Origin of the sequence: Paracoccus sp. S-4012, from assembly GCF_009674885.1 — a bacterium.
Lineage (GTDB): Bacteria > Pseudomonadota > Alphaproteobacteria > Rhodobacterales > Rhodobacteraceae > Paracoccus.
In genome coordinates this window covers 57,806-84,427 of sequence record NZ_WKKA01000006.1, presented here as the reverse complement: position 1 = coordinate 84,427, position 26,622 = coordinate 57,806, and the positions used below count along the sequence as shown (strand labels likewise).

Annotated in this window: 21 protein-coding genes; 7 read left to right on the top strand and 14 right to left on the bottom strand. The window is 70.7% G+C overall.

Translation table 11 applies throughout. The features are described 5' to 3' along the window. The first annotated feature begins 1 nt into the window (after position 1). The 3 genes from lpdA (at position 2) to GI374_RS09835 (ending at position 2,893) form a co-directional block, all read left to right on the top strand. Positions 2–1,387 carry a dihydrolipoyl dehydrogenase gene (gene lpdA, locus GI374_RS09845; protein WP_154336905.1) on the top strand — a complete coding sequence of 462 codons (1,386 nt, stop codon included), beginning with the start codon at positions 2–4 and terminating at the stop codon, positions 1,385–1,387. Between the two features lie 89 nt (positions 1,388–1,476). Continuing rightward, positions 1,477–1,959 (top strand): transglycosylase SLT domain-containing protein, encoded by a 483-nt coding sequence (locus tag GI374_RS09840; RefSeq protein WP_370515260.1) that lies wholly within the window; start codon positions 1,477–1,479, stop codon positions 1,957–1,959. A gap of 103 nt (positions 1,960–2,062) precedes the next feature. After that, entirely contained in the window at positions 2,063–2,893 is an 831-nt protein-coding gene (locus tag GI374_RS09835; RefSeq protein ID WP_154336904.1) for a glycosyltransferase, read from the top strand. Between the two features lie 6 nt (positions 2,894–2,899). Here GI374_RS09835 and GI374_RS09830 read toward each other — a convergent pair whose 3' ends face one another. From GI374_RS09830 to GI374_RS09785, 10 genes are all read right to left on the bottom strand, one after another. Then, complete coding sequence (locus tag GI374_RS09830) at positions 2,900–3,859, bottom strand: hypothetical protein (RefSeq protein ID WP_154336903.1); 960 nt, start codon at positions 3,857–3,859, stop codon at positions 2,900–2,902. A 262-nt stretch (positions 3,860–4,121) separates the two neighbouring features. Then, a complete protein-coding gene (locus GI374_RS09825; protein ID WP_154336902.1) occupies positions 4,122–5,288 on the bottom strand; it encodes a nucleotide sugar dehydrogenase in 1,167 nt (388 codons plus the stop codon). Positions 5,289–5,529: 241 nt separating this feature from the next. Then, entirely contained in the window at positions 5,530–6,444 is a 915-nt protein-coding gene (locus GI374_RS09820; protein WP_154336901.1) for an ROK family protein, read from the bottom strand. Positions 6,445–7,278: 834 nt separating this feature from the next. Next, positions 7,279–7,620: a hypothetical protein gene (locus GI374_RS09815; protein ID WP_154336900.1), complete on the bottom strand. Its 342-nt coding sequence runs from the start codon at positions 7,618–7,620 to the stop codon at positions 7,279–7,281. Positions 7,621–7,683: 63 nt separating this feature from the next. After that, the gene (locus GI374_RS09810; RefSeq protein ID WP_229583044.1) at positions 7,684–9,108 is read right to left on the bottom strand and encodes a DNA recombination protein RmuC; all 1,425 of its coding nucleotides are present in this window, start codon (positions 9,106–9,108) and stop codon (positions 7,684–7,686) included. Positions 9,109–9,136: 28 nt separating this feature from the next. Then, positions 9,137–10,222 (bottom strand): AI-2E family transporter, encoded by a 1,086-nt coding sequence (locus GI374_RS09805; protein WP_154336899.1) that lies wholly within the window; start codon positions 10,220–10,222, stop codon positions 9,137–9,139. Positions 10,223–10,345: 123 nt separating this feature from the next. Next, positions 10,346–10,765 (bottom strand): BLUF domain-containing protein, encoded by a 420-nt coding sequence (locus tag GI374_RS09800; protein ID WP_154336898.1) that lies wholly within the window; start codon positions 10,763–10,765, stop codon positions 10,346–10,348. Then, complete coding sequence (gene rpoD / locus GI374_RS09795) at positions 10,765–12,726, bottom strand: RNA polymerase sigma factor RpoD (RefSeq protein WP_154336897.1); 1,962 nt, start codon at positions 12,724–12,726, stop codon at positions 10,765–10,767. The genes GI374_RS09800 and rpoD overlap by 1 nt, the downstream gene beginning before the upstream one ends. Positions 12,727–12,923: 197 nt before the next feature. Continuing rightward, positions 12,924–14,831 (bottom strand): DNA primase, encoded by a 1,908-nt coding sequence (gene dnaG, locus GI374_RS09790; RefSeq protein WP_154336896.1) that lies wholly within the window; start codon positions 14,829–14,831, stop codon positions 12,924–12,926. 31 nt (positions 14,832–14,862) lie between these two features. After that, the gene (locus tag GI374_RS09785) at positions 14,863–15,450 is read right to left on the bottom strand and encodes a TetR/AcrR family transcriptional regulator (RefSeq protein WP_154336895.1); all 588 of its coding nucleotides are present in this window, start codon (positions 15,448–15,450) and stop codon (positions 14,863–14,865) included. Between the two features lie 82 nt (positions 15,451–15,532). Between GI374_RS09785 and GI374_RS09780 the strand changes: the two genes are divergently transcribed. Together GI374_RS09780 and GI374_RS09775 are read left to right on the top strand one after the other, a co-directional pair. Further along, on the top strand, positions 15,533–15,865 hold the full coding sequence (locus tag GI374_RS09780) for a hypothetical protein (protein ID WP_154336894.1): 333 nt from the start codon (positions 15,533–15,535) through the stop codon (positions 15,863–15,865). Between the two features lie 60 nt (positions 15,866–15,925). Then, positions 15,926–17,089 (top strand): alpha-hydroxy acid oxidase, encoded by a 1,164-nt coding sequence (locus tag GI374_RS09775; protein ID WP_154336893.1) that lies wholly within the window; start codon positions 15,926–15,928, stop codon positions 17,087–17,089. Between the two features lie 94 nt (positions 17,090–17,183). Here GI374_RS09775 and GI374_RS09770 read toward each other — a convergent pair whose 3' ends face one another. Next, positions 17,184–17,627 (bottom strand): universal stress protein, encoded by a 444-nt coding sequence (locus GI374_RS09770; protein ID WP_154336892.1) that lies wholly within the window; start codon positions 17,625–17,627, stop codon positions 17,184–17,186. A 151-nt stretch (positions 17,628–17,778) separates the two neighbouring features. Between GI374_RS09770 and GI374_RS09765 the strand changes: the two genes are divergently transcribed. Beyond that, positions 17,779–18,912: an alpha-D-ribose 1-methylphosphonate 5-triphosphate diphosphatase gene (locus GI374_RS09765; protein WP_154336891.1), complete on the top strand. Its 1,134-nt coding sequence runs from the start codon at positions 17,779–17,781 to the stop codon at positions 18,910–18,912. Positions 18,913–18,916: 4 nt separating this feature from the next. Here GI374_RS09765 and GI374_RS09760 read toward each other — a convergent pair whose 3' ends face one another. Next, a complete protein-coding gene (locus GI374_RS09760; protein WP_154336890.1) occupies positions 18,917–19,801 on the bottom strand; it encodes a hypothetical protein in 885 nt (294 codons plus the stop codon). A gap of 2 nt (positions 19,802–19,803) precedes the next feature. After that, the gene (locus GI374_RS19720; RefSeq protein WP_154336889.1) at positions 19,804–23,805 is read right to left on the bottom strand and encodes a glycosyltransferase; all 4,002 of its coding nucleotides are present in this window, start codon (positions 23,803–23,805) and stop codon (positions 19,804–19,806) included. A gap of 264 nt (positions 23,806–24,069) precedes the next feature. Between GI374_RS19720 and GI374_RS09750 the strand changes: the two genes are divergently transcribed. Next, positions 24,070–26,373 carry a hypothetical protein gene (locus GI374_RS09750; protein ID WP_154336888.1) on the top strand — a complete coding sequence of 768 codons (2,304 nt, stop codon included), beginning with the start codon at positions 24,070–24,072 and terminating at the stop codon, positions 26,371–26,373. On the opposite strand, the gene GI374_RS09745 is transcribed toward GI374_RS09750, so the two are convergent. Continuing rightward, positions 26,310–26,477, bottom strand: coding sequence for a hypothetical protein (locus GI374_RS09745; protein WP_154336887.1), 168 nt, complete (start codon positions 26,475–26,477; stop codon positions 26,310–26,312). The two genes, GI374_RS09750 and GI374_RS09745, sit on opposite strands and share 64 nt — an antisense overlap. Positions 26,478–26,622: the final 145 nt, after the last annotated feature.

Here is a 26,622-nt window from a genome sequence, read left to right as displayed (position 1 = left end):
CATGTATGATCTCGTCGTCATCGGCGCCGGCCCCGGCGGCTATGTCTGCGCCATCCGCGCGGCCCAGCTTGGCCTCAAGGTGGCCTGCGTCGAGGGGCGCGAGAGCCTGGGCGGCACCTGCCTCAATGTCGGCTGCATCCCGTCAAAGGCGCTGCTGCATGCGAGCCATCTCTACCACGAGGCGACGCACAACTTCGCCAAGCTTGGAATCACCGGCGAGGCGCCCGGCATCGATTGGGAGAAGATGCAGGGCTACAAGGCAGAGACCGTGGGGGGGAACACCAAGGGGATCGAGTTCCTGTTCAAGAAGAACAAGATCGACTGGCTGAAGGGCTGGGCCAGCATCCCCGAGGCCGGCAAGGTCAAGGTCGGCGACGAGGTGCACGAGGCAAAGGCCATCGTGATCGCTTCAGGCTCGGTGCCCTCGGCGCTTAAAGGGGTCGAGGTGGACAACGACGCGGGCGTGGTCGTGGATTCGACCGGGGCGCTCGCGCTGAGGAAGATCCCGGAGAGCATGGTCGTGATCGGCGCCGGCGTGATCGGGCTGGAGCTTGGGTCGGTCTATGCCCGGCTGGGCGCCAAGGTCCGGGTGCTGGAATATCTCGACGCGGTGACGCCGGGCATGGATGCCGAGGTGCAGAAGGCGTTCCAGCGGATCCTCGCCAAGCAGGGGCTGGAGTTCACGCTCGGCGCGGCGGTGTCCGGGGTGGAGGTCAAGGACGGCCGCGCGACTGTGAGCTGGGCACCTGCCAAGGGCGGCGAGGCACAGTCGGCCGAGGCCGATGTGGTGCTGGTCGCCACGGGTCGGAGGGCGAACACCGAGGGGCTGGGCCTCGACGCGCTCGGGGTCGAGACCGACCGCGGCGTGATCGTCACCGGCGAGCAGTGGCAAACCAACATCCCCGGCATCTACGCCATCGGCGATGTCACCAAAGGCCCGATGCTCGCCCACAAGGCCGAGGACGAAGGCATGGCGGTGGCCGAGGTCATCGCCGGCAGGCACGGCCATGTGGATTACGGCGTCATTCCCTCGGTCATCTACACCATGCCGGAGGTCGCGGCGATCGGCCTGACCGAGGCGGCGGCGAAGGAGAGCGGGCGCAAGGTCAAGACGGGCAAGTTCCCCTTGATGGGCAACGCGCGGGCCAAGGCGATGCTCGAGGCCGAGGGTTTCGTGAAGCTGGTGACGGATGCCGAGACCGACCGCGTCCTCGGCTGCCACATCATCGGCCCCGGCGCGGGCGAGATCATCCACGAGGTCGCCGTCGCCATGTCCTTCGGCGCCGCGGCTGAGGACATTGCGCTGACCTGCCACGCGCATCCGACCGTCTCCGAGGCGGTGCGCGAGGCCGCGCTCGCCTGCGGCGACGGCGCCATCCACGTCTGACAAGCCCGTGCGCCCGCGTTGCCGTTCTGGATCGGCGGCGCGGGCGCTGCTATGCTCACGCGCATAAGAACAAGACAGCCGAGGCGACAGTGACATCCCAGACCCTGACGCGGGCCACGCTGCTGGCCGCGACCCTTGCGCTCGCAGCCTGCACCGGCAAGCCCGATCCCATGACCATGATGCCCCGCGGCATGGCGCAGGGCGACAACGCCGGCCTGACGCCCGAACTGCGGGCGCTGATCGAGCATTACGCCGCGGAATACGATGTGCCGGTCACGCTGGTCCACCGCGTCGTGCAGCGCGAATCGCGCTACCGGGCGGAGGCGCGGAATGGCCCCTATATGGGCCTGATGCAGATCCTTCCCCAGACCGCGCAGACCATGGGCTTCCGCGGCGAGCCCGCGCAGCTCCTTGATGCCGAGACGAACCTCCGCTACGGCGTGAAATACCTGCGCGGCGCCTGGCTCGTCTCCGGCGGCGACGAGGCGAAGGCGGTGCAGTGGTATGCGAACGGCTATTACTACGAGGCCAAGCGCAAGGGGCTGCTGAAGGAGACCGGGCTGAAGGCGTGAACGCAGTCCGCCGCCATGCGCCTCTGCGCGGCGGCCGGTGTGGCCCCGCTCCGGTCACGCCCTTGGATGACCACCGGACGCTGCGGCAAGACAGGGATCTCGCATGAAGCTCGTGGGTTTTTGCCGCTTCTCGATGCTCGGGCGGGGCGACTGGACGGCCTACAACAAGGATCGCGCGGGCGGGATGGGGGACGAGGAGATCGTCGAGCGCGTTGCCCCGCAGCTCTTCGCGGAGGAGCGGCTCGAGCGGCGGTTCGACGCCTTTGAGAACCTGTTCGTGCCCTCGATGGAGGGGCAGACGGACCAGGACTTCACGATGGTGCTGATGTCCTCGGACCGGCTGCCCGCGCCCTACCGGCGGCGGCTGGAGGCGATCTGCGCCGCGTCGTGCAGCATCGTGCCGTATTTCCTGCCGCCCTCCGACACCGTCGAGGCGCAGAAGGAGATCGTGCGCGGACTGGGCCATGACTGGGGCGAGATCACGCAGTTCCGGCTCGACGACGACGATTTCCTCTTCGACGACTACATCGCCCTGACGCGGGCGCATTCCGGGATGCTGGCGCCGCTGAAGAATTACGGCATCGCCTATCCCAACATCCTCATCTCGGCGGCCTATGGCGGGCGTGCGCCGGTCATGCTGCACCGCTATGCGTCCTTCATCGGCTGCGGGCTGGCCATGCGGCATCGGCAGAAGAGCGTCTTCAGTTGGACCCAGCACAAGCACATCCCGCGTCACGTCCCGACTTTCCAGGACACCCGGCGGCATGTCTTCCTGACCCATCGCGACGATAACGACCGCTACTCCTACGACCTCGAGGAACCGCGCAAGACCGGCGCGACGCTGATCAAGCCCGACGCGGTCCGCAAGATCCTCAAGCAGCAATACGGCTTTCTCGGCGCGCGAGGCTACGCGCTTCTGGGGCTGGACCCCTGAGGCGGCTCAGGCTTCCTCGCGCTGCAGCTTGCCGATGGCGCTGATGACGGCATTCGCCGCGGCGCGGTAAAGCTCCACCCGCTCGGGCGGGCGCGGGAAGGAACCGGGCGGCTCGGCCTCGAGGTCCGGGGCCGCGAAGACCTCGGCCAGCCGGCCGCCATAGCGGGTGGCGATCTCGTCGAGACCCGGCCGCAGCTCGTTCATCAGCGCCCGCCGGTGCTGCAATGTATAGACATCGCCCGCGCGCCGGATGCCGGGCATGTCCTCGACCGCCAGGATCTCGTTGACCTTGGCGCTGTGGAACGGCGTGCGGCGGACCACGGTGCCCATCAGCTCCGAGACCGCGGCCGAGAAGGTGGGGTTGTCCTCGGGCTTCTCGCGCGGCAGGTCGATGGCGCCCGGCAGGCCCAGGACGCCGAGGAAATCGGCGAGAATGTCGCCCCCCTCCAGCAGGTCGCGGCGGTAGGGGCGCACGATCATCGCCCCGCGATCGAAGGCCGCTTCGAAGGCGTCGAGGGTGGCGAGGTAATCGCATTCGTAGCGCGCGCCGTCGAGATACTGCTTCGGCTTCGGCTGGATCGCCCCGGTCTTGACCCGCTGCTTGTAGAGGGATTCCATCAGCTCGTCGGGCCGGCGCAGATAGGTCACGATGCGGGTCCGCGCCCGCAGGGCCTCGGGCATGCGCCGGGCGAGGCGGTTGGCCACGCGCGGGTGAAACAGCATCTCGCCGGAGACCAGCTGCATGGGCGCCTTCGAGGCCTGGACCTCGGCCACCACCGCGTCGAGCAGCGGCGTGTCCTCGCTGCCGCCGCGCAGTTCGTGGGCGAGCTTGTTGTGGTCGATCCAGCCCCGCGCCGCCCGGATGAAGTCGAGTCCCATCCCCAGCAGCGCGTCTCGGTTCGGCCTCAGGAAGTGCTGGATCGAGGACGAGCCGGTCTTCTGCGTCCCGACATGGAGAATGAGCATGGACGGTCTCGTCTGGCGGTTGTCGTCTGCGCCGGGCGCACGCGCGCCCATGAGGCGCGGCGGGGAGGTAGCATGCAGGTCCGCGGCTTGTCCACTCGCCTGCTTGCAGACGCTCCCCGCGCGACGGCGCACCGCCGATCAACTGGAGCTTTGCGGGCGGGGCCTTGCCGGCTCCCACCTGCTCCCGTTCTGCGACCAGCCCGCTGCTGCGGCCGGCCCTGACCCGATCAGAAGGACCGGAACACCGGGCTGCTGGCTGCCGTCAGTCCTGCCCGAAGAGATCGCGGGTGAAGACCTTCTCGGCCACGTCGTCAAGTTCCGGGCTGCGCCTGTTGGTGATGATGAGGTCGGCCATGGCCTTGAACTCGTCGAGGTCGCGGATGACCGGCGAGTTGAAGAACAGGTCGTCCTGCAACACCGGCTCGTAGACGACGACAGGAATACCCTTGGCCTTGATCCGCTTCATGATCCCCTGGACCGAGCTGTCGCGGTAATTGTCGGAACCGGCCTTCATCACCAGCCGGTGGACGCCGACCGTCGCGGGCCGCATTGCCACGACCTGCTCGGCGATCACGTCCTTGCGGGTGCGGTTCGAATCCACCACGGCCGCGATCAGGTTCTGCGGAACCTGCTCGTAATTGGCCAGAAGCTGCCTCGTGTCCTTGGGCAGGCAGTAGCCGCCATAGCCGAAGCTCGGATTGTTGTAATGCGCGGCGATCCGCGGATCGAGGCACACGCCGTCGATGATCTGGCGCGTTTCCAGCCCGCGGCTCAGCGCATAGCTGTCGAGCTCGTTGAAGAAGGCGACCCGCATGGCGAGGTAGGTATTGGAAAACAGCTTGATCGCCTCGGCCTCGGTCGAGCCGGTGAAGAGCACGGGCACGTCGCCGTCCAGCGACCTCGCCGCCAGCAGTTCGGCGAAGCGGCGCGCCTCGGGAGTGGTGTCGCCCACGACGATGCGTGAGGGATGCAGATTGTCGTGCAACGCCCGCCCCTCGCGCAGGAACTCGGGCGAGAAAAGGATGCGGCGGGTATCGTGCTCGGCCCGCATCTGCTCGGTGAAGCCCACGGGGATCGTCGACTTGACGACGATGGTTGCGTCCGGGGCATGGCGGCGGGCGGTGGCGATCACGTTCTCGACCGTCGAGGTATCGAAACGGTTGGTGTCCGGGTCGTAGTTGGTCGGCGTCGCCACGATGACGTACTCCGCGCCGGTCAGCGCCTGCCCGGCGTCCGAGGTGGCGGCGAGGTTCAGCGGGCGGGTGGCCAGGAAATGGCTGATATCGGCATCCTCGATCGGCGAGGTCCCGGCGTTCACCTGATCCACGCGCGAGGCATCGATGTCGAGCGCCACGACTTCATCGGCCTGCGCCAGCAGGACCGCAAGGGAAAGGCCCACATAGCCAAGCCCGACGACAGCAATCTTCATTGTCCAGCACGCTCCTTCAATCGCTGTTCAAATGCCCTGATCGAAAAACAACCAGCCGCTCGACAAGTCCCCGTCAGACCACCGGCCGCCGCTAATGCGCGGCAGGGGCCTCACCCCGCCCGTCATGGGTATCGAGTTCGCAATGATGGCGGAAGCTCAATTCGCAGGACGGCGAGGCGGCCGTCCGCGGGCGGAGGCGCGACACCCGACGCCAACTTCCACGCCTCGCCGGAGGGCGGGCTCAGTCCAGCGGCCAGAGCCAGGCCGCGCCCCTCACCCCGGACGAGTCGCCATGCACCGCCCGCCGCACCGGCGTCGTCAGCCTGTCCGAGAAGACATAAGGCCGCATCGCGTCCTGCATGCCATCGAGGATCTCCGGCACGTTCGAGAGGCCCCCGGCGATGACGAAGACGTCGGGGTCGAGCAGGTTCACCACCCCAGACAGCGCCCGCGCCAGCCGGTCCCGATGACGCGACAGCGCGGCAGCGGCATCCGGGTCGCCCTCGCGCGCGCGGCCGATGATCTCGGCCGCTTTCACGGCCTCCCCCGTGGCCTCGCGGAAGTCGCGTTCCAGCCCCGAGCCGGAGAGATAGGTCTCGATGCAGTTTGCGCGCCCACACCAGCAGCGCGTGCCCGGCAGCTCATCCTCGCGCATCCAGGGCAGGGCTGTGTGACCCCACTCGCCGGCGACGCCGTTGCGGCCCTCCCAGAGCCGGCGATCGACGACCAGCCCGCCGCCGCAGCCGGTGCCGAGGATCACCGCGAAGACCACCCGCGCATCCGCCCCGGCGCCGTCGATGGCCTCGGACAGGGCCATGCAGTTGGCGTCGTTCGCCAAGCGGACCGGCCGGCCGAGCGTCCGCTCCAGATCCTCCCTCAGATGCCGCCCGTTCAGCCAGACGCTGTTGGCGTTGCGCATCGCCCCGTCCACCGGCGACACCGAGCCCGGAACCCCTGCCCCGATCCGCTCGAGCCGCTGCCCGACCTCTGCCTCCACGGCGTGGACCAGCCCCGCGACGGTCCCCAGAAGGCCGTCGTAATGGCCGGGGTTCGGCCCTCTGGAGCGGGCGACGACCGAGCCGTCCGCAGCCACCACGGCAGCCTCGACCTTGGTGCCGCCGAGGTCGATGCCAAGCCGCAGACCGGCGTGATTCATGACACTGCTATAATCATGACCTGCTCCTCGCGTCCGAGGACAGCTTAGCCCAACGGCTTAGCCATCCGCACCAGTGCGTGCTTCTCCAGACGCTCGGGTTGATCGCGCGGGCCGTCCGCGCCACCTTCTGTTCTTCCGGTACCCGGCCGGTCTGTTCGCGATGGGGGACGAAAAGCGGCACGATCGCCCATCTGGGTCAGACGCTCGACTGTGGCGGGTTCGCCTGCACGGCCTGCAGCGTCTCGGTGGGCTGCACGACGACCGGCTCGGAGGTTCCGGCGGGCGCGCCGAGGACTGCCAGCTATGGACGATGAAATCGCCCATAGCCCCCAGCCTGCTCGACGGTGGGAACATCCGGCATGGTCGCAATCGCCTCGCCTTCGGTGACGGCTAGAACCTTGACCTTGTTCGTCGCGGCCAGATCCTGAACCGACGCGGGCGGCACGAACAGAATTTGACCGCCGATCAGAACTTGCAGGGCCGGTCCGCCGGCCCTCGCAGGGCACATGCACGGCCTCGACCCCCAGCTCCGAGAGTCTGGCGCCGTATTGGCGAGGGTCCGGCTGCCGATCAGGTGCTGCCGCCGGACGTGTTGTGCTCGTCCAAACAGGCATCCGGGACGGCGCGCCGCGCGGCTCGGCGGAGCAGTTGTCACAGGTCGCAGCGTTCGGGGACCCGGTGATCCCCCACTTTTCCGTATCGGTCAGATCCGGCCGAGGCGGGCCGTCTCGTCGGTGAACCAGTGGCGCCATGGTTGCCCGGCGTCGTGTCGAGCACGGCGTCGTTGGCGCTCGAAGGCGTCAGTGCAGCCTGTACCGGCCTCGATCGTCCGGATCACGCGTCGCGCCAGCCCTGCCAGTCGAAGTCGCGCAGGCGTGCCTGCTCGGCCCGTACCGCTGCCTCGCCGCCCATCGCGTCGACCACCTCGGCGTCGGGCAGCATGACCGCGCTCCCCTCGTGCTCGGCGCCGATCAGCGCGACCGCGATGTTGGGCAGGCTGTGCTGGGCGCACCAGCGGCCAGCCTCGGCCGCGGCGTCGGCGATGCGGGCGGCCCCGCTGCCGTCGGCCCGGGCGAGGGCGGCGAGTTCATCCCGGCTCACCAGATGGCCGCCGCCGTTGATCAGGTGGTTCAGGTAGCCGACCAGGGTGCGGCGGGCGAGAGGGCTGAGATGCATGCGCGATCCTCCGGATGTGGGGGCCGAACGCCGCGGCGGCGCAGGCGTTCCCTCGGGCCGGGATCAGGCTTCGGCGGTCAGACGCCGGGGCTCGGCATCGGCGCGGTCGTGGTCGAGCTCGATCCGCTTGGTCGCCCGGGCACCGAGTTCGCGCAGCTGCTCGACCTGGCGGATCACGTTGCCGGAGCCGCGGCTCAGCTGGCCCATCGCCTTCTCATGCGCCTCGGCCGCCTTGCCGATGGCGCGGCCGGCATCCTCCATCGAGGCGACGAAGCCGGCGACCTTGTCGTAGAGGCGCCCCGCGCGGGCAGCGATCTCAGCGGCGTTGCTCTCGCGCTTCTCGACCGTCCAGATGTGCTCGATCGTGCGCAGCATCAGCATCAGGTTGGTCGGCGGAGACAGAACGATGCGCCTGGACATGGCAAAGCCGGGCAGGTCGCGGTCGGCCCGCAGCGCGTCGGCGAAGGCGCCCTCGATCGGGATGAACATCACCACATAGTCGAGCGACTGCGAATCGAGGCTGTCATAGGCCTTGGCCGAGAGCGCCGTGATATGCGCGCGGACGGCGCGAACATGGTCGGCCAGCGCCGCCGCGCGGACCGCCTCGTCCTCGGCATTGGCCGCGGCCTCATAGGCGATCAGCGAGCATTTGCTGTCCACCACGACCTGGCGGCCACGCGGCATCCGCACCACTACATCGGGGTGGAAGCGGCGTCCGGCCTCGTCATGGCGCTTCTCGTGGATGGTATAGTGGGTACCCTCTTCCAGTCCGCTGTCCTCGAGCAGCCGGTGGAGGATCATCTCGCCCCAGGCTCCCTGGGCCTGCTTCTCGCCCTTCAGCGCGCGCGTCAGCGCCACGGCCTCGCGGCCAATCTCCTCGCTGCGCTTGTGCAGGAACTCGATCTGGGCAGCGAGCCGCTCGCGCTCCTTGCCGGCCTCGGTCTCGCGGGTCTGCAGCTCGGTCTGGAAACGGTGGACCTGCTCGCGGAAGGGGGTCAGGAGCGAGGTGAGGGTCTCGTTCTGGCTGCGCTTGGTATCCTCGGCCTGCAGGCGCAGGGTCTCGGTCGAGAGCGCCTTGAACTGGGCCGTCATCTCCTCGCGCAACCCGCGCAGGGTCTCGATCTCGCGCGCGGCCGCCTCCCGGTCCTTAGCGGCGGCGATCCGAACCTCGGCCAGCTGGCGCGCGGATTCCGCCGCCTCGGCCCGCGCGCCGTTGAGCGCGTCGGTAAGGCCCTCGGCCTCGACCCTGAGTTCCTCGAGCCGCGCGGCCTGCGCTTCGGCGCGGGTCTCGGCTGCGGTGGCGCGCATGGTCTCGGCCTCGCGCCGGGCGGCGCTGTCGGCGAAGCGCGCCTCGGCCGCCTGCGCCGCGGCGAGCGCCCCGTCGCGCGCCGCGGCTGCCCGCCGCCAGAGCGACAGCAGCGTCAGGATCGCCGCGGCGGCGCCCGTCAGGACGAGCAGGACCGGCATCGTTGTGAAAGCTTCGTTCATGCGGTGCGTCGTCCTTCGCGTTCCGGCTTCATGACGCGGCCTCCTTCCTCTTCGCGGCTTCGTCCTCTTCGTCACCCGGCACCGCCACGTCCTCCTGCAGCACCTCGCGAACCCAGAGCTTCTTGACCAGCACCAGGCAGACCACGGCAAGCGGCGTCGCCAGCACCACGCCGAGCGCGCCGAACAGCGCCCCGAAGGCGATGATGGCGAAGATCGTGATGACCGGGGGCAGGTCGACCGAGCGCTGCTGGATCAGCGGCGTGATGAGGATGCCCTCCGCCTGCTGGATCACCACGTAGAACAGCAGCACCCAGAGCGCGGTGTCCACGCCCTGCCCCAGCCCCACGATGATGGCCGGAATGGCGCTGAGCACCGGCCCGACATAGGGCACGAACTCGAACAGTCCGGCAAAGACGCCGAGCGCCAGGGCCGAGGGGATGCCGAGGAGCCACAGCCCGAGGCTCGTCACCGTGCCGATCAGCGCCATCGCCGCGAGTTGCCCCAGCAGCCAGAGTCGGAGCGCGTTGCCCACCGTTTCCAGCGTGTCGCGCCATTTCTCCTGCCGCTCCTGAGGCACGAGCAGCAGGAAGCCCTCGAGGTAGAGGCGCGGGTTGATGGCGAGATAGATGGCGGCCGACACCACCACCACCAGCTGCGCACCGAGGCTGAAGATGTTGGTCGAGAAGCTGGCGACGTTGATGACGATGCCGCCGTCCGAGAAGAGGCGGACCTGCAGATCCTCCAGCCAGCGGCCAAGGCCGTTCAGGCCAAAGCGGTTCTCGGTCGCGGCGATCAGGTCGGGGAGCGTGTCGAGCAGCGCGCGCGCCTGGGTCAGGAACTGCGCCCCGATCAGTGTGAGGAAGGCGATCAGTGCCGCCGCGATCAGCAGGGCGGCAAGGATCACGGACCAGCCCTCGCCGATCGGCAGAAAGCGCCGCAGCGGGGCGGCCACGCCGCGCAGCAGGACCGCGATCAGCACGGAGCCGAACAGCAGCAGCAGCACCTGCGTCAGCTGCCACACCGCCAGCCCGGCCGTGATCGCGGCAAGGGTCAGGACGAGGAGCTTCGCCGCATCCCAGACCCAAGTTCCCGTCCCCGTTGCCCGATAGCGCATGGAAAGCCTCGCCCCCACCGGCGCCTCACCAGAGCCGATTTGTTCCCGCTTTGTGCTATGAAGGCAAGCGCCAATGTCGCCGAAAATGCCTAAAATGCGGTGAATCGGCGCCCGGTTGCGCGGTCAACTGATCTCCGCCCTGCCGCGGACTGGCTCGCTCAGCAGAAAACCGAGGATAGACCGCGCCAAACGGGCCTCGTCCAGCCGCGAGATCCCGCGTTCGGCGATCCACTCGAAGAGCGTGCCGGGGTCGCTCACCCCGAAGCCCATGCGCCAGTCCTTGAACTGGCGTACGGCCTGCGTCCCGCGCAGCAGGTAGCGCATGTCCTGATGGCGGCGGTCGCGCTCGATCATCGTGGCGACCTCGGCCAGCGGCTCCGGCGGGCCTTCGAGCCACTGATAGAAGCTGCCGTCCTCGCAATGCAGGTAGCCGGTCAGGTCGAGGCGCGTGTTGCGGTCGCGCGCCTCCGCGAGAATGGCGCGGAGGTCGCGGTCGCTGCCCAGCCGGGCGGTGCTGCGGTAGAGAAAGCAGCCGGTCTCCATCACTGGTCGAGGAACGACCGCAGCTTCCGCGAGCGGCTGGGATGCTTGAGCTTTCTCAAGGCCTTGGCCTCGATCTGCCTGATCCGCTCGCGCGTGACGCTGAACTGCTGGCCGACCTCCTCCAGCGTGTGGTCGGTGTTCATGCCGATACCGAAGCGCATCCGCAGGACCCGCTCCTCGCGCGGCGTGAGGCTGGCCAGAACGCGCGTGGTCGTCTCCTTCAGGTTCTCCTGAATGGCCGAATCGAGCGGCAGGACGGCGTTCTTGTCCTCGATGAAATCGCCGAGCTGGCTGTCCTCCTCGTCACCGATGGGGGTCTCGAGGCTGATCGGCTCCTTGGCGATCTTCATCACCTTGCGAACCTTCTCGAGCGGCATCTGCAGCTTCTCGGCCAGTTCCTCGGGCGTCGGCTCGCGGCCGATCTCGTGCAGCATCTGGCGGCCGGTGCGGACCAGCTTGTTGATCGTCTCGATCATGTGGACCGGGATGCGGATGGTCCGGGCCTGATCCGCGATCGAGCGCGTGATCGCCTGACGGATCCACCAGGTCGCATAAGTCGAGAACTTGTAGCCGCGCCGATACTCGAACTTGTCCACGGCCTTCATCAGGCCGATATTGCCTTCCTGAATGAGATCAAGGAACTGCAGGCCCCTGTTCGTGTATTTCTTGGCGATCGAGATGACCAGCCGCAGGTTCGCCTCGACCATCTCCTTCTTGGCCTGCCGGGCCTCCTTCTCGCCCCGCTGGACCTGGTTCACGATCCGGCGGAACTCCTCGATGTCCACGCCGACATGCTGGCCGACCATCGCCATCTCGCCGCGCAGCCCCTCGACCTGCTCGCGCGAGCGGTCGAACAGCGCCTGCCAGCCGCGGCCCTTGTTGCCGGCCATGCGCTCGACCCAGGTCGGGTCCAGCTCGCTGCCGCGATAGGCGTCGATGAACTCGCGCCGGTTGATGCGGGCGGCGTCGGCAAGCTTCACCATGCCCGAATCGATCGTCACGATGCGGCGGTTGATGCCGTAGATCTGGTCGACCAGCGCCTCGATGCGGTTGTTGTGCAGGTGCAGGCCGTTCACCAGTTCGACGATGCGCGAGCGAACCTCCTGATAGGTCTTCTCGCTGCGGGCCGAGAAGCTGCCATCCTCGTTCAGCCGCGCCGACATGCGCTGATCCTGAAGATCGGCCAGCGTCTCGTAGTCCCGCGCAATCGATTCCAGCGTCTCCAGCACCTGCGGCTTCAGCGTGGCTTCCATGGCGGCGAGCGAGGGGTTCACGCCCTCGTCGTCATCGTCGTCATCACTGCTGGTGCCGGGCGTGCGGATCGGGCCGGGCTGGGCCGCGGTGGTCACGGGATCGGCGTCGTCGACTTCCTCTTCCTCGGCGTCGTCGTCCATCGCCCGGCCGAAAGTCGTCTCGAGGTCGATCACGTCGCGCAGCAGGATCTCCTCCTCGAGAAGCTCCTCGCGCCACATGGTGATGGCCTTGAAGGTCAGCGGGCTCTCGCAGAGGCCCGCAATCATGGTGTTGCGGCCGGCCTCGATGCGCTTGGCGATGGCGATCTCGCCCTCGCGCGACAGCAGCTCGACCGAGCCCATCTCGCGCAGATACATCCGCACCGGGTCGTCGGTGCGGTCGAGCTTCTCGGTCTCCTGCTGGGCGACCGCGACCTCGCGCCCGGTGGTGCCGGTGGTCGCGACCTCCTTCGGCTTGTCGGCGTCGGCGTCCTCGGCCTCCTCGTCCTCGATGACGTTGATGCCCATCTCCGAGAGCATCGACATCACGTCCTCGATCTGCTCGGAGCTGACCTGCTCCGGCGGCAGGACGGTGTTGAGCTGGTCGTAGGTGATGTAGCCGCGCTCGCGCGCCTCGGCGATCATGCGCTTGACCGCCGCCTGGCTCACGTCGAGCGACGGATCGGCTTCGGCGTCGGGCTTCAGGTCTTCGTCGTCCTTGGCGGCCATGCAGGCTCTCCCTCACAGGGGGCGATTCGCGGGCAAGCGATTCGCGAGGCAGCGGCGATTCGATTCGCGGAGCGAATCACCGAAGGCTAGCGGGCGGTCTACTGGCTTCACAGCCCCGATTCAAATCGCTTCACGACCCGTCCGCCCGACGAGCCGCAAAGCTTTCGATGCCCTTCCGGGCGATGATTCGGCGCGGCTCAGCGCCGCCCGCGGCGGCCGAGGCTGCCGGACTGCACCGCTTCGAGCAGCGCGTCGATCCCGGCGACCAGCGCCTCCGGGTCCTCGCCCAGATCGCCGGCTTCGCCGAGGTTGGGCCGGTCGGCGGCCTCGCGCACCCGGGTCAGCTGCGCCGCGCGCCAGGTCAGCCCCTCATCCGCGGCGCCGGCCACGATCTCGTCCTCCAGCCGATGACGCTCGACCCGCGAGGCGCGGCGTGCCTCGATCCGGTCGAGCGCGTTCTCGACGATCCGCGCGGCATGGTCGGGATCATCCTGCTGGCTGGGCGGGACAAGGCGGAGATGGGGATCGGCGAGCAGCGCATCAAGGGCCGCCGCGCCGGCCTCGCTGCGGCTGCCCGCCAGCAGGTCATGGAGCAGCGCCGCGCGACCGGGATCGGCGGGGACGAGGCGTTCGAGGCGCGATTCGAGGGCGGCGACGATCTCCGGGTGGCGGGCGCAGGCGGCGAGGACCGCGGCTTCGAGCAGCCGCTCGCCCTCGTCCCCGGCGGCGAGGCGCGAGGCGCGGGTCTGGGCGCGCGGGGCCTCGGGGCCGGGTTTGCCGAACCGGCGCGGGCCGGGGCCGCTGGGGCGCGCGGGGGCCTCGGGACGGAACAGGGCGGCGCGGCGGGCGCGGATCTCGGCCTCGGTATGGGCGCGGGTCGCGGGGTCGGGGATGCGCGCGATCGCGGCGCGCAGCGCATGGTCGAGGGCCGCGCGCCGCTCGGGGCTGTCGAACTGCCGCCCCTCGGTCTCGCGCTGCCAGAGCAGGTCGACCAGCGGCCGGGCGCCGTCCAGCACCGCCTGCATCGCCGCCCTGCCCTGCCCCCGGATCAGGTCGTCCGGGTCCTGTCCCGGCGGCATGAGCGCGAATCGCAGCGCCTGCCCTGGCCCGGTCAGCGGCAGCGCCAGATCGACCAGCCGCATCGCAGCGCGCAGCCCCGCCGCATCGCCGTCGAGCGCCACCACCGGCTCGGGGCTCACGCGCCACATCAGCCGCAGCTGCTCCTCGGTGATCGCAGTCCCGAGCGGCGCCACCGCGCCCTCGAACCCGGCGCGGGCGAGCGCAATCACGTCCATGTAGCCCTCGGCCACGACGAGGGGCGCGCCCTTGCCCACAGCCACCCGCGCCGGGCCGAGGTTGTAGAGCGTGCGGCCCTTGTCGAAGAGCGCGGTTTCCGGCGAGTTGAGGTACTTGGCCCGCGCGCCGGGGTCCATCGCGCGGCCCCCGAAGGCGATGGCGCGGCCGCGGGCGTCGCGAATCGGGAAGATGATGCGGCCGCGGAAACGGTCATAAGGGTTGCCGCCGTCGTCGGGGCGGATCACCAGCCCGGCGGCGTCGAGCAGTTCCGCCGCGATCCCCTTCTGCGCCATCGCCTCGGCCAGCGCCCGGCGATTGTCGGGCGCAAACCCGATCTCGAAGCGGTCGAGCGTGGCGCTGTCCAGCCCGCGCCCGGCGAGATAATCCCGCGCCGCCCCCGCCGCCGCGGTCTGCAGCTGCAACCGGAACCAGCGGACCGCCTGCTCCATAACCTCGACCAGCTGCGTGCGTCTGTCGGTCTGCGCCTTCGCCTCCGGCGTGCGCTCGGGCAACGCCATGCCGGCCTCGGCGGCGAGCGCCGCCACGGCCTCCATGAAGCCCATCCCCTCGGCCTCGCGCAGGAAGCCGATGGCATCGCCCTTCGCGAGGCAGCCGAAGCAGTAGTAGAAACCCTTCTGATCATCGACGTGGAAGGAGGCAGTCTTCTCGTGGTGGAACGGGCACGGCGCCCACCAGTCGCCCCGCGCCTGATTGCTGCGCCGCAGATCCCACGCCACGCGCCGGCCGATCACGCGCGACAGCGGCACGCGGGCGCGGATCTCGTCGAGGAAGGCGGGCGGGAGACTCATGGCGCGATCATGGGGCCGCGGGGCGGCGGAGTCACGCAGCGCCCACGGCGCCAAGGACGAGGTCGAGATAGATCGCCTCGATGCCCGGGCGGTCGTAGCGGCCGCCCTCGCGATACCAGTGCGTGACCCCGGTGAGCATGGCGATCAGCGCCATGGCCGCCACGCGGGTGTCGGGCAGGTGCATCACACCAGCCGCGCAGCCCGCGTCGAGGATCGCCTGCAACGCGTCCTCATAGGCGCGGCGCAGGCGGGCGATCGCCGCGTGGTTCTCGGGCGCGAGATTGCGCAACTCCATGTAGCTCAGGAATACCGCATCGCGATGCTCGAGGCTGAAGCGGACATGGAAGGCGACGAACCGTTCCAGCCGGTCGAGCGCCGGGGCAGCGGCATCGTCGGACCACTCGGCTAGCAGTTCCTCCATATGGCCGCGCAGCAGGTCCGCCAGCAGCGCCTGCTTGTCGGGCGTATAGGCGTAGAGCGCCCCCGCCTGCACGCCCACCTCACCCGCCAACTGGCGCATCGAGACGGCGGCATAGCCGTGCCGCGCGAACAGCCGCAGCGCCGCGTCGCGCAGCGCGGGGCCGGTGATCTCGGCGCGGGAACCTTGGGTGCGGGCCATGCGCCGGGTCATAGGCCGCTAGCCGCGTGTGGGGAAGCGCGGCGCTTCCGTTCGCGCCCGCCCGGCCCTATCCTCCGCGACCATGCGCCGCGCCCTGCCTCTCCTCCTGCTGCTGGCTGCCTGCGGCGACGGCCGGCAGGGCGAGGACTATCCGGCGCTGCTGCCCCTCGACCAGCTTCTGGCCGAACCCGCGCTGCCGCCCCATGCCGCCGCCGATCCCGACGCCGTGACCCGCGACCTCCGCGCCGCGCAAGCGGGCCTGCAAGCCGCGACGGTCGCGCCGCCGCCGGTGAACGGCGATCTCTCCGCCCGCGCCGATGCGCTGCGCGACCGCGCCGAGGCGATCCGCGGCGGCGAGGTCATCGACCCCGCCACCCTCGCGAGGATGCGCGCCGCCACCGCCCGCCAGCCCTGACTTGCGCCCCGCGGCCCGCGCGTCCACAACCAACGCCACCCTGCCCGCGGAGCCCAGCCCATGCCGGTCATCACCAGCATAGACGACCTGAAAGCCATCTACCGCCGCCGCGCGCCGCGGATGTTCTACGACTATGCGGAATCGGGCAGCTACACCGAGCAGACCTTCCGCGAGAACACCACCGATTTCCACGACATCCGCCTGCGCCAGCGGGTCGCGGTGGACATGACCAACCGCAACCTCGCAACCGAGATGGTGGGCCTCCCCGTCGCCATGCCGGTGGGCCTCGCCCCGGTCGGCATGACCGGCATGCAGAGCGCCGATGGCGAGATCAAGGCGGCGCGGGCGGCGGAGGCCGCGGGGGTGCCCTTCTGCCTCTCGACCATGTCGATCTGCTCGATCGAGGACCTGGCGGTGCACACAACCAAGCCCTTCATGTTCCAGCTGTATGTGATGAAGGATCAGGAGTTCCTCGCCGCCATCATCGAGCGGGCGAAGCGCGCAAACTGCTCGGCGCTCGTGCTGACGCTGGACTTGCAGATCCTCGGCCAGCGGCACAAGGACCTGAAGAACGGCCTCTCGGCGCCCCCAAAGCTGACGATCCCGACGATGGCGAACCTCGCGACCAAGTGGCGGTGGGGATCGGAGATGCTGCGGACCCGGCGACGGTTCTTCGGCAACATCGTCGGCCATGCCAAGGGCGTGACCGACACCGCGAACCTCGCCAGCTGGACGGCCGAGCAATTCGACCCGCAACTCGACTGGGGCAAGATCGCCGCGATCCGCGACATGTGGGGCGGCAAGCTGATCCTGAAGGGGATACTGGACGCCGAGGACGCCCGCATGGCCGCCGATTTCGGCGCCGACGCGATCGTGGTCAGCAACCACGGCGGCCGGCAGCTCGACGGCGCGCTGTCCTCGATCCGCATGCTGCCGCAGATCGTGGCGGCCGTGGGGGACCGGGTGGAGGTCCATCTCGACAGCGGCATCCGCTCGGGTCAGGACGTGCTGAAGGCGGTGGCGCTCGGCGCGCAGGGGACCTGGATCGGGCGGGCCTGGATCTACGGCCTCGGCGCGCTCGGGCAGCGGGGGGTGACGGCGGCGCTCGACGTGATCCGCAAGGAGTTGGACGTCACGATGGCGCTTTGCGGCGAGCGGGACATCCGCAACGTCGGGCGGCACAACCTGCTGCTGCGGCGCGGGTGGGAGGATGAATACGTCTGAGGGAGTGCAGGCGCCGCGAAAAGGTGCGTGGAAACCACGCACCCTACGGCGAGGCTTCGCGGGTAGGGTGCGTTCCAGGAACGCACCGACCCTCTCACCCCCGCGCGGGCGTCGGCACCAGAACCACCTCGCCCTCGGCCTGCTCCGAGACCCCCCGCGCGGCCGAACCGAGCAGGCGGCTGTCGAGGCTGAGGCTCCTCTCGCCCATCACGATCACCGAGGCGCCGATGGCCTTCGCCTCGCGCAGGATGCACTCGACCGCGTCGCCATGGGTCACGCGCGCCCGCGCGGCCGGCGCATTCGCACCGCGGGACTCGGCCAGCCAGTCGCGCGCGCGGGCTTCGGCCTCCGCCGTCAGCCGGGCCACCGCCGAGGCGAAGCCCGCGCCGCCGCCCGCATAGCTCGGCGCCTCGACCACGAGGATCGCCTCGAGCGTGGTGCCCCGCTTCGCGGCCTGCTCTTCGGCGCGGGCGAGGAGGTAGCGCTGCCCTTCGAGATTGGCGGGGTCGATGGCAACCAGGACGGGTCCGTCGGTCATGGCTCTTTCCTTTCCTCAACAGCGCCGTGCGCCCTTCCCTCTGACCGCGGAGCGCCCGCCGATGCAAGACGCCGCGCGCATTTTCCGCCACCCGCTTGCGCCGCGCGCCGCGATCCCCGAAGAGCGGACCGCACGCCCGAGGAGCCGCCGCATGTCCGAGACCGTCCTCGCCAACGCCATGCTGGTGCTGCCCGGCGAGGTCGTCCGCGGCAGCCTGCGGATCGCCGAGGGCCGCATCGCCGAGGTCCAGCCCGGCGCCGGCGTCCCGAAGGGCGCCGAGGATTGCGGCGGCGATTTCCTCGCGCCGGGCCTGATCGAACTCCACACCGACAACCTCGAGCGCCACATCCGGCCACGCCCCCGCGTCGACTGGCCGCATGCGAACGCCATCCTCGCCCATGACGCCGAGCTTGCGGGCGCCGGCATCACCACTGTCTTCGACGCGCTGCGCGTGGGCTCGCTCGAGAGCCGCGCCGACGAGTTCCCCCGCTATGCCCGCCCGCTGGCTTCCGAGATCATGGCGCTGCGGACGGCGGGCGCGCTGAAGATCAGCCACCGCATCCACCTGCGGGCCGAGATCTGCTCGGAGACGCTGGCCGAGGAACTCGACGAGTTCGGTCCCGAGGACCGCATCGGCATCGTCAGCGTGATGGACCACACCCCCGGCCAGCGGCAGTTCCGCGACATCGCACAGCTTGCCCGCTACTTCCCCGGCGGCGCCGACGACCCCGGCTTCGCGCCTCACATCGCCGCGATGCAGGCACTGCGCGCCCGCGTCGGCGCCGCGCACGAGGCCGCCGTGATCGCCGCCGGCCGCCGCCTCGGTGCGGCCCTCGCCAGCCACGACGACACGACGCCCGAGCAGGTCGCCGAAAGCGCCGCCCGCGGCATCCGCCTGGCCGAGTTTCCCGCCACCGTCGAGGCAGCGCAGGCTTGCCGCGCCCGCGGCATCGCGGTGATGATGGGCGCCCCGAACCTGATCCGCGGCGGCTCGCACAGCGGCAACGTCGCGGCATCCGACCTCGCGGCGGCCGACCTCCTCGACATCCTGTCGTCGGACTACATCCCCGCCTCGCTGCTGGCCGGCGCCCTCGCCTTGGCCGACCTCTGGGACGACCTGCCGCGGGCCATCGCCACCGTCACCGCGGCCCCCGCGGCGGCCACCGGCCTCGCGGACCGCGGCGTGCTGCGCGAGGGCCTGCGCGCCGACCTGGTGCGCTTCGGGCGGCTCGGAACGGCGCCGCTGCTGCGCGGGACCTGGGTGGAGGGTCAACGGGTGGCATGAGGCGTCAGGAAGCCGCGCGCCATTCGGTGAAGAGGCCGGTCAGCGTCTTTTCCAGCGGCGTGAACCCTGCTCCCGGCTCGAGATCGTCGGCCGTCAGATAGACGCTCTTCCCGGCGATCGCAGCGGCATCGCCCTTGCGCATCATCATGCTGTAGCCAAGCGGATGATGCATCCCCTCGTCCCGGCAGCGCGCGATCACCGGCCAGAGCGAGCGCTGCGCCTCGGCCCGGCAGCGCAGATTGAGGTCGCGCACGCCGTTCGGCAGGCCGCGGGTTTCGCCGAACTCGGCCCATTTCGCGCGCGTGGTCGCAAAGCAACTCGACGGCAGGAAGTCGAACAGCACATAGCGCGAGACGAGGCCCAAGGCCTCGGCCCGGGTGCGGTCCGCCTCGCGGCGGTCGGGATCGACTGCCGCGCCGCGGGCATCGAAGGCCTTCGATTCGCCCGCGACCGCCCAGACCTCCTCCCGGGCAAAGACATCGCTGTTGACCGCCGTCACAAACCAGTCGAGCGCGCTGTCGCAGAAAAGCACGTCGTCCTCGGCAAAGAGCACCCAGTCGCCCAGATCGAGCGCGGCGTCGATGATCTCCCGCGCGGTGCCGCATGTGCCGTGGTTGCGCGGCAACCGGCGGTGTTTGATCCGGGCGAAGGCAGCGGCATGCGTCGCGCACCAGTCCTCGACCGCAGCACCGCATTCGGCGTGGACACCACGCCGCTCATCCTCGCGCCGCGCGCCCTCGATGCCGTCCTGCATCAGCAGCAAACTGATCCCGCGGCCGCCCGCCATCCGGCGCACCGTTTCCAGAGTTGCGAGGGTGGTGTCGTGCTTGACGAAATACTGCACCGCCACGCAGAGGTTGCCCTCGATGAAGCGCTCGGCTCCGTCCATCCTCACGCCCTCCCGTAAAGATCCACCGCCTCGAACACCCGCCGCATCTGCGCGCGGGCGGTCTCGAAGCCGTAGCGCGCCCGTGCATGCGCCATCGCGTTGTCGCGGATCGCGGTCCAGCGGGCCGGGTCGGCGGTGAGGCCGGTGATCGCCGCGACCCACTCCTCTGGGGTCTCGGCCACCATGCAGTCGTGGCCGCTGCGCAGGCCGATGCCTTCTGCGGCGACCGGGCTCAGCACGCAGGGCACGCCGCGGGCCAGCGCGTTCAGCACCTTGCCCTTGATCCCCGCCCCCGAGATCAGCGGCGCCACGAACAACAGATGCGGGTCATAGGCCTGCGCCACGTCCTCGACATAGCCCAGGGGACGGATCACCGGCGAGGCCATGGCGCGGATCGCGTCGTTCATCCGAGAGCCGTAGACCGAGAGGACGAGGTCGGGCGCGGCCTCGGCGAGCGGACCCATCACCCGCTCGACGAACCATTGCAGGCCCTCGACATTCGGGTGGTGATGGAAGCTCCCGAGGAACGAGAGCCCCGCCCGGCCGATGCGCGGCGGCACGACCTCGGGGAAGTCCAGCACCCAAGGGCAGGGCAGCGCCGCAACCTCGCCCTCCGAGACTGCCTCGATCACCGCGGCCTCGACCTCGTTGTAGGAGACGACGACGTCGACGCTGCGCATGGCGTCGATTTCCGCCACCCGCACCTCGCGCGCAGCGGCGATCTGGTCGGCGTCACCCGCCGCCTTTCCGCGGCGCAGCAGGCGGAGGTAGTGCAGGTCGGCGCCGTTCATCACGATCCGCGCCTCGGGGTTCAGCGCCCGGATCTTCGGCACGACGTTGTTCACGACGTGGTAGCGCATGACATAGAAGGCGTCGAACTCCGCCGCCCGGGCCTCGAGGAACTGGTCGATGGAGGCGAAGAAGGGCGCGGTGATGACCTCGACCCCCATCTTTTGCAGGTTTTCGCTGTAACCGCCCAGCCATGCGAGGTTTTCCGGCAGCAGCGTCACCTTGAAGCCGAGCGACTGCATCAGCTCGATCTCCATCAGCGCGGCATAGCTGCCGGCGTCGCGGTCGGGCGTGGGCGTGGTGTAGTCCACGAACAGGATGCGGCCGTGGATGCCGCGGTCCTTCTCGAGGTCCGGCGCCTCGCCATAGGGCGCGTGGGCGGCGTAGTCGCGCAGCCACTGGCGCTTGAACTTGGGCCGGTTGACCTCCTGAAACCGCTTGAAGCCGCTGCCGGCGGTGTCGGTGCCGCTGGTCACGCCCTCATGGTGGAACACGACGGACGACGGCACGAACCAGGTCGTCCGCCCCGCAGCGCGGATCTTAAAGGCGAGGTCGGTGTCCTCGAAATACATCGGCTCGAGATAGTCCGACAGGCCGCCGACCTCGTCCCAGAGGGCGCGCGTCGTCAGCAGCGCCGCGCCCGAGAGGTAATCCGCCTGCCGCGTGTAGCAGAAGCGCGGCTCCCACGGGTTGGCGCCGCGGCCGTAGTTCCAGGGATCGCCATTGCCCCAGACGATCCCGCCCGCCTCCTGCAACCGGCCGTCTGGCCAGAGCAGCTTGGAGCCGACCAGCCCGGCGTCCGGGCGGGCCTCCATCGCCTCGATCAGTTCGTCGAGCCAGCCGGTCGTCGGCTCAGTGTCGTTGTTCAGCAGCGCCACATAGCGCCCACGCGCCGCCGCCACGCCCGCGTTGCAGGCCCGGATGAAGCGTTGCGCGGAGTCGTGGCGGATCACGCGGATGCCGGTGACATGGGCTTCCAGTTCGCGCGTGGCGTCGGTCGAGGCGTCGTCCACGACGATCACCTCGAAGCTGGCGCGGTTCCAGGCGAGCAGCAGGGCGTTGAGGCAGCAGAAGGTCGCGCCGATCTGGTTATGCGCGGGGATCACCACGGTGACATCGGGCGCCTCGACCTTGGGGAAGGCGAGCGGGCCCAGGCGGACGTGGTCCATTCCCGCCTCGAGCCGGGCAATCGCGGTGTCGAGCTGCGCCATGAGCGCGGGCGAGGAGCCGCCGCGGGCATGGGCGCGCAGCGCGCGGTAGCGGAAGGCGGTCTGCGGGAACAGCTCCACCGGCAGCGGCGCGCGGCCCTCGGCCTGCAGATGCGGCAGCGCCGTCAGCTGCCGTGGCGGCAGCAGCCAGTCGCGCCAGGCGACATGGATACCCGAGGCGTCGCGGATCTCGACCGCCGTGGTGGTGCCGGTCAGGAAGGCTTCGGGCAGACGCAGGACGTTGTGCCCGGCCGCGAGGTGGACCGGGCAGACGGGCTGACCGTCCCGCAGCAGCACGCCGTGGAAGGCGCGGGCGGCGTTCAGTTCCAGCACATGCCCCCAGTCCCGCTGCAGCGTGATGCCCGAGGCCGCGAGGTCAGCGACCGGGCGGCGGGCGGCGAGCGAGACGAGCGCCACGCCCTGCGCGGCTTCGGCATCGGACAGCAGCATCTCGGCCGCGTGCCAATGCGGCGTGTCGGTCGTGCCGTAATGGACCGCCTCGGCGCGGTAATGACTCTCGCGCGGGCGGGCGGGAACGATCTGCGGCTCGGCCACGAAGAACACCGGCGGATCGCCCGCGGGGCTTGCGGCGCGGCGATAGTCGAGCAGCAGTTCGACCGTCTGCGCCTCGTCGGGCAGCGCGAGGCTCACCGCCTGATAGCCCTCGGGCCGGTCGGCGCCGAGGCAGCGCGGATCGAACGCGGTGACGATCTCGTCCAGCAACCCGCCACCGCCGTCGCGCAGGCGCAGCACGAGGTCGCCCGCCGCCCGATGCGCGGCCAGCCGCGCGCTGAAGCGCGCGCCCCGGCCCGCCCCGGCGATGGCGAGCGGCGGGCCGAGGGCCAGGCGCAGCGGCGCCTCGCGCTCGGCGATGGTGACGCAGAGGGTGTTCCAGGCCGCGACCTGCCAACCGCCATGCCCGTTGAGGCGGCAGCTGGCCGAGCCCCCGTCGGCATCGCGCATCGGATAGGGCTGCGCCACGCCCGAGAGCGGCGGCGGCGCGGCCACGGGCCTCAGCGGCAGCCGCCGCCCGCCTGCCTCGAGCGCCACGTCCTCGCCCTCGAGGCTCCGCGCGGCCAGCACCCAGGCCCGGCCGTCGAGCAGATGCACCGCCTTCACCGCGTCCAGCGGGTGCTCGCGCGCCGCCTCCTGCGCCGGATGGGCAAGGACCGTGCGCGCTTGCGCGAAAACCGCCGGCGCCTCGGCCAGCCCCGGCCCGCGCGCCGGCGCGGGCGCGCGCCCGCTCACCCGCTCATGCGCCGCCAGCACCCAGCGGCGCTCCTCCTCGGAGAGCTGGCCGAGCAGGTTCTTGAAGTTCTGCGTCGCCGCCGCCGTGCTGTAGCCGCGCCCCTCGGCATGGCGGATGCGGCGCTTGAGATCGCGGACGACCCGCCCGCCACCCAGCCGGGCGCAGGCGATGGCGGTCCAGTCGATCCCCCAGCCGAGATTGTTCGCCCCATAGTCCAGCCGCCGCAGCCGCGCCGCCACCGGCGGCGTCACCGCCCAGACGACGCCGTCTGTCTGCAGCACGTCAAGGAGGCCGTCCTCGTCGAGCGCGCCCGGCGCCTCCGCATCCGCATCCGCATCCGCATCCGCATCCGCGACCAGATGGCTCGGCCAGGGCGTCGCGTCGAGATCGGGCGCCCAGACCGCAATCGCCGGATCGGCCCGCAGCGCCTCGCGCAGCCCGGCGACGATGTCGCCCCAGTCCTCGGCCGCCGCATCGGCCGAGATCGCCAGCAGCACCGAATCCGTGGGGGCAAGGCGCAGCGCGACCTCGAACTTGCGGCCGTAGAACCAGCTCTGCGCCACCCGGTGCCAGGCGCCGGGGCCGACCTCGTTACGGTCGGTGGCGTTGGAGTAGACGACGAAAAGCTCGTCCACATGCCCGGCGAGGCCCTCGGCAATCGACGCCGCCGCCTCGTGCATCCCGTCCCAACTTATCACGACGGCCGCGACCCGCGCCGCGCCCTCCCGCCCGGCCTGCGCCACCGCATGCTCAGTCATCCGACCCGACCCCGTCCGGTTGTCCCAAGGGAGCGCAGCCGAGCGGAAGGCCGTTCACGTTCTATGCTCGCGCGTGAATTGTGGCATCCTGACACAAGTTAAAGGCGACTGCGCCTTTTGGTTAATGCACGGAAAAGCTTCGGGCAAGCACGGAGTTGCAGCCGGTGCCGCCTGTGGCCGATGTGCTGCGCCCTTCGCGCTGCGGATGCCTCGCGCAACCTGCGCTTGTAGCGTCGCGCCGGGCCGCATGGCTATCCTGCGGCCATGGATGACGCCGCACAGCACACTCCCCTGCCCTCGGCGCGGTTGCGGCGCGCGGCGCTTGCCGCGGCGACGGGCGATCTCGGCCGCCTCGAAACGCTGGCCGCCGAGGCGCGCGCGGCGGGCGATCCCTCGGGCGCGGCACTGATCGCCGCGGACTTGGCGATCGGGCGCGGGCGGCTGGCGGAAGCGCCGGGGACCCTCGCCGGCGTCGAGGACCGCTTGAGGGCCGACCGCGAGGCCGAGCTGGCCGCGCTGACCGCCGGCCCGGAGGCGGGCCTCGCCGCGGCCCGCGAGGCGCTTGCCACCGGTCGCCTCGGCCCGCGCGCGGCGCTGCGGCTTTTCGCGGCGGGCACGGCGGCCGAGCGCGAGGCAGCCGCCGCTTGCCTCGGACAGGACGGGTCGGAGGCCGGCGCGGTCCTGCGGCATCTGGCCTGCAACGGCGCGGGGACCGACGGCCTTGCCCTCTGGCGCAGCGTCCGGGCGCGTTTTCCGACGGATCGCGCGGTGGTCATGGCCGCGCTCTGGCTCTACGAGCATGCGCCCGCGCGGGAGGCCGGGGACGTCCCGGCGCTGCTGCGCGGCCTCGACGCGGTCGCCGCCGCCGCGCCGCGCGATGCGGTCCCACCGCTGCGGAAGGTCGATCTGCTGCTCGCGGCGGACCGGCCCGCCGAGGCCGTCGCTGCCCTCCAGGAGATGCCCGACAACGCCGATCCGGCCGCCATCGCCCGCCGCCGCGAGCGTGCGCGCCGGGCGATGGCGGCGCTGCTCGAGGCCGACCTCGTCACCAGCCTCGAAGCCGCTGCGGAGGACCCCTACGCGCCGTTTGCGCCGCTCCTCGCCGCGCTCCTGCAGCGGCGGCTGACGCTGTCCTCGGCCATCCGCGTGGTGCGGCTTGTGGCCGGGGCGGGCGCGGTGGATGCGGCGCGGCAGGTCGCAGCGGCGCTGTTGGCGCGGCAGGACGCGGCGAGCGCGGTCCGGTGGCACCCGCATCTGGCGATCCTGACCGACCCGCCCGACACCGTCCTCGCCGCGGCCCGCGCGCGCGGCGGCCTGCGCCCGGCCGATGAACCGGTGGAGATCGCCGCCCTCGCCCGGCTCCTCGACCGCGCCGGCCATGCGGCGGCGGCCGACCGGCTGCTGTCCCGCGCCGCCGCGCGGCATCCACGGGCGCATTTCCTCACCACCGACCGCATCGGCATCCGCATCGCCGAGGGCCGGGCGGCGACGGCCGCTGGCCTCCTCGCTGCCATCCCTCCCGCCGTCGCCGCGGCCGAACGCATCCGCATCCTTGCGGCCGAGGGCCGCCACGCCAAAGCCCTCGCGCTCCTCGATCCTGCGACCGATCCCCGCCGCGCCTTTGCCCTCGCGGTGGCAGCCGGCGACACCGAGGCAGCGGCGGCGATCCTCGCAGAGGCCGAGCGCCGCGGCAGCGGGCGGCACCTGTCGCAGTCGCCGGAGGGCGCGCGGTTCAACGAGATGCGGCTCGCCAGAGCCTTCGCCGAAGCGGGCGTCCACGATGCCGACCTGTTTCCGGTGGCTCGGGCGGCGATAGCCCGCTGGCGGGATGGGCAGCCGGAGGCTGGCGCGGGTGCGATCCCGCCAACGGTGCTTCAAGTGGATACGCCCGCAGCCCTGCGGCCGATGTCGGAAAGCTGGGCGCAGGACGGCATCGCGCATCTGCGGCTCGAGGCCGGAGCCGCGCTCGACCGCGCGGTGCCTCGGTTCGGGGCGGCGCTGGCCGAGGGGTTGCGGCAGGCGCCCTCGGCGCAGTCCCGCCGCGTGCTGCTCTCGCTCGCGGCGCTCGCGGTCGAGGGCGGGTTGCTCGTCGCGCCGCATCTGCGGCGGCGGGGCGACCTGCGCGCCTTTCTGCAAGCGCGGCGCGCGGGGGCGGTGCTGGTCGTGGAGGCCGATGGCAGCATCGGCCAGGACCTGATCGCGGCCCGCGCGGGGCATCCGCTGATCGCGGCGATCCTGCGGCAGATGCAGGCAGAACTGGCGGAGGGGGATGGCAGCGGCGAATGGGCGCTGACCGGGCCGGGGGCGATGACTCGCGCGGTGTCGCGTTACCTCGGGTTGTCGGATCGGCCGGATATCGAGTTTCTCGACGCGGCCGACCTCGCGGGCCTCGTCCGTGCTCATCCCGAGCAGGTGCCGCCGCCGGTCAGCCCGGCGCTGCACCGCCGCATGAGCGAGGCCGCCGCCGCGGCGTTAAGCCCACGCGGCGGTGGCTTGGCAGGCGATCAGGCGACGAGCGCATATTCCGGCTCGTCGGCCGCAGGTGCCAGCACCGGCAGGTCGTCGTAGTCGAAATAGGCATACATCTGCGCCAGCACGTCCTCGGCCCGGCGCGCGGCTTCGGCGGCGGCTTCGGGGCGGCGGGGCAGGTTGCGGATATCGGCCATCTTCATGGGCCTCCTTCGATAAAGGTCGTGGCCCTCCCGCGGCATATGTGGGATGTCTCAGGCACGGAGGGAAGATGCTGCGACGCAGCGTAACCCTCGGGAACCCTCCGCGGCGCCACGACGAGAAACGCCGCCCGGCCTCGCAGCGGGG

Excerpts from the sequence above, each read along its gene's own strand:
- lpdA (WP_154336905.1), top strand. The coding sequence starts at position 2 with ATGTATGATCTCGTCGTCATCGGCGCCGGCCCCGGCGGCTATGTCTGC.
- GI374_RS09835 (WP_154336904.1), top strand. The coding sequence starts at position 2,063 with ATGAAGCTCGTGGGTTTTTGCCGCTTCTCGATGCTCGGGCGGGGCGAC.
- GI374_RS09830 (WP_154336903.1), bottom strand. The coding sequence starts at position 3,859 with ATGCTCATTCTCCATGTCGGGACGCAGAAGACCGGCTCGTCCTCGATC.
- GI374_RS09825 (WP_154336902.1), bottom strand. The coding sequence starts at position 5,288 with ATGAAGATTGCTGTCGTCGGGCTTGGCTATGTGGGCCTTTCCCTTGCG.
- GI374_RS09820 (WP_154336901.1), bottom strand. The coding sequence starts at position 6,444 with ATGAATCACGCCGGTCTGCGGCTTGGCATCGACCTCGGCGGCACCAAG.
- GI374_RS09815 (WP_154336900.1), bottom strand. The coding sequence starts at position 7,620 with ATGCATCTCAGCCCTCTCGCCCGCCGCACCCTGGTCGGCTACCTGAAC.
- GI374_RS09810 (WP_229583044.1), bottom strand. The coding sequence starts at position 9,108 with ATGAACGAAGCTTTCACAACGATGCCGGTCCTGCTCGTCCTGACGGGC.
- GI374_RS09805 (WP_154336899.1), bottom strand. The coding sequence starts at position 10,222 with ATGCGCTATCGGGCAACGGGGACGGGAACTTGGGTCTGGGATGCGGCG.
- GI374_RS09800 (WP_154336898.1), bottom strand. The coding sequence starts at position 10,765 with ATGGAGACCGGCTGCTTTCTCTACCGCAGCACCGCCCGGCTGGGCAGC.
- rpoD (WP_154336897.1), bottom strand. The coding sequence starts at position 12,726 with ATGGCCGCCAAGGACGACGAAGACCTGAAGCCCGACGCCGAAGCCGAT.
- dnaG (WP_154336896.1), bottom strand. The coding sequence starts at position 14,831 with ATGAGTCTCCCGCCCGCCTTCCTCGACGAGATCCGCGCCCGCGTGCCG.
- GI374_RS09785 (WP_154336895.1), bottom strand. The coding sequence starts at position 15,450 with ATGGCCCGCACCCAAGGTTCCCGCGCCGAGATCACCGGCCCCGCGCTG.
- GI374_RS09780 (WP_154336894.1), top strand. The coding sequence starts at position 15,533 with ATGCGCCGCGCCCTGCCTCTCCTCCTGCTGCTGGCTGCCTGCGGCGAC.
- GI374_RS09775 (WP_154336893.1), top strand. The coding sequence starts at position 15,926 with ATGCCGGTCATCACCAGCATAGACGACCTGAAAGCCATCTACCGCCGC.
- GI374_RS09770 (WP_154336892.1), bottom strand. The coding sequence starts at position 17,627 with ATGACCGACGGACCCGTCCTGGTTGCCATCGACCCCGCCAATCTCGAA.
- GI374_RS09765 (WP_154336891.1), top strand. The coding sequence starts at position 17,779 with ATGTCCGAGACCGTCCTCGCCAACGCCATGCTGGTGCTGCCCGGCGAG.
- GI374_RS09760 (WP_154336890.1), bottom strand. The coding sequence starts at position 19,801 with ATGGACGGAGCCGAGCGCTTCATCGAGGGCAACCTCTGCGTGGCGGTG.
- GI374_RS19720 (WP_154336889.1), bottom strand. The coding sequence starts at position 23,805 with ATGACTGAGCATGCGGTGGCGCAGGCCGGGCGGGAGGGCGCGGCGCGG.
- GI374_RS09750 (WP_154336888.1), top strand. The coding sequence starts at position 24,070 with ATGGATGACGCCGCACAGCACACTCCCCTGCCCTCGGCGCGGTTGCGG.
- GI374_RS09745 (WP_154336887.1), bottom strand. The coding sequence starts at position 26,477 with ATGAAGATGGCCGATATCCGCAACCTGCCCCGCCGCCCCGAAGCCGCC.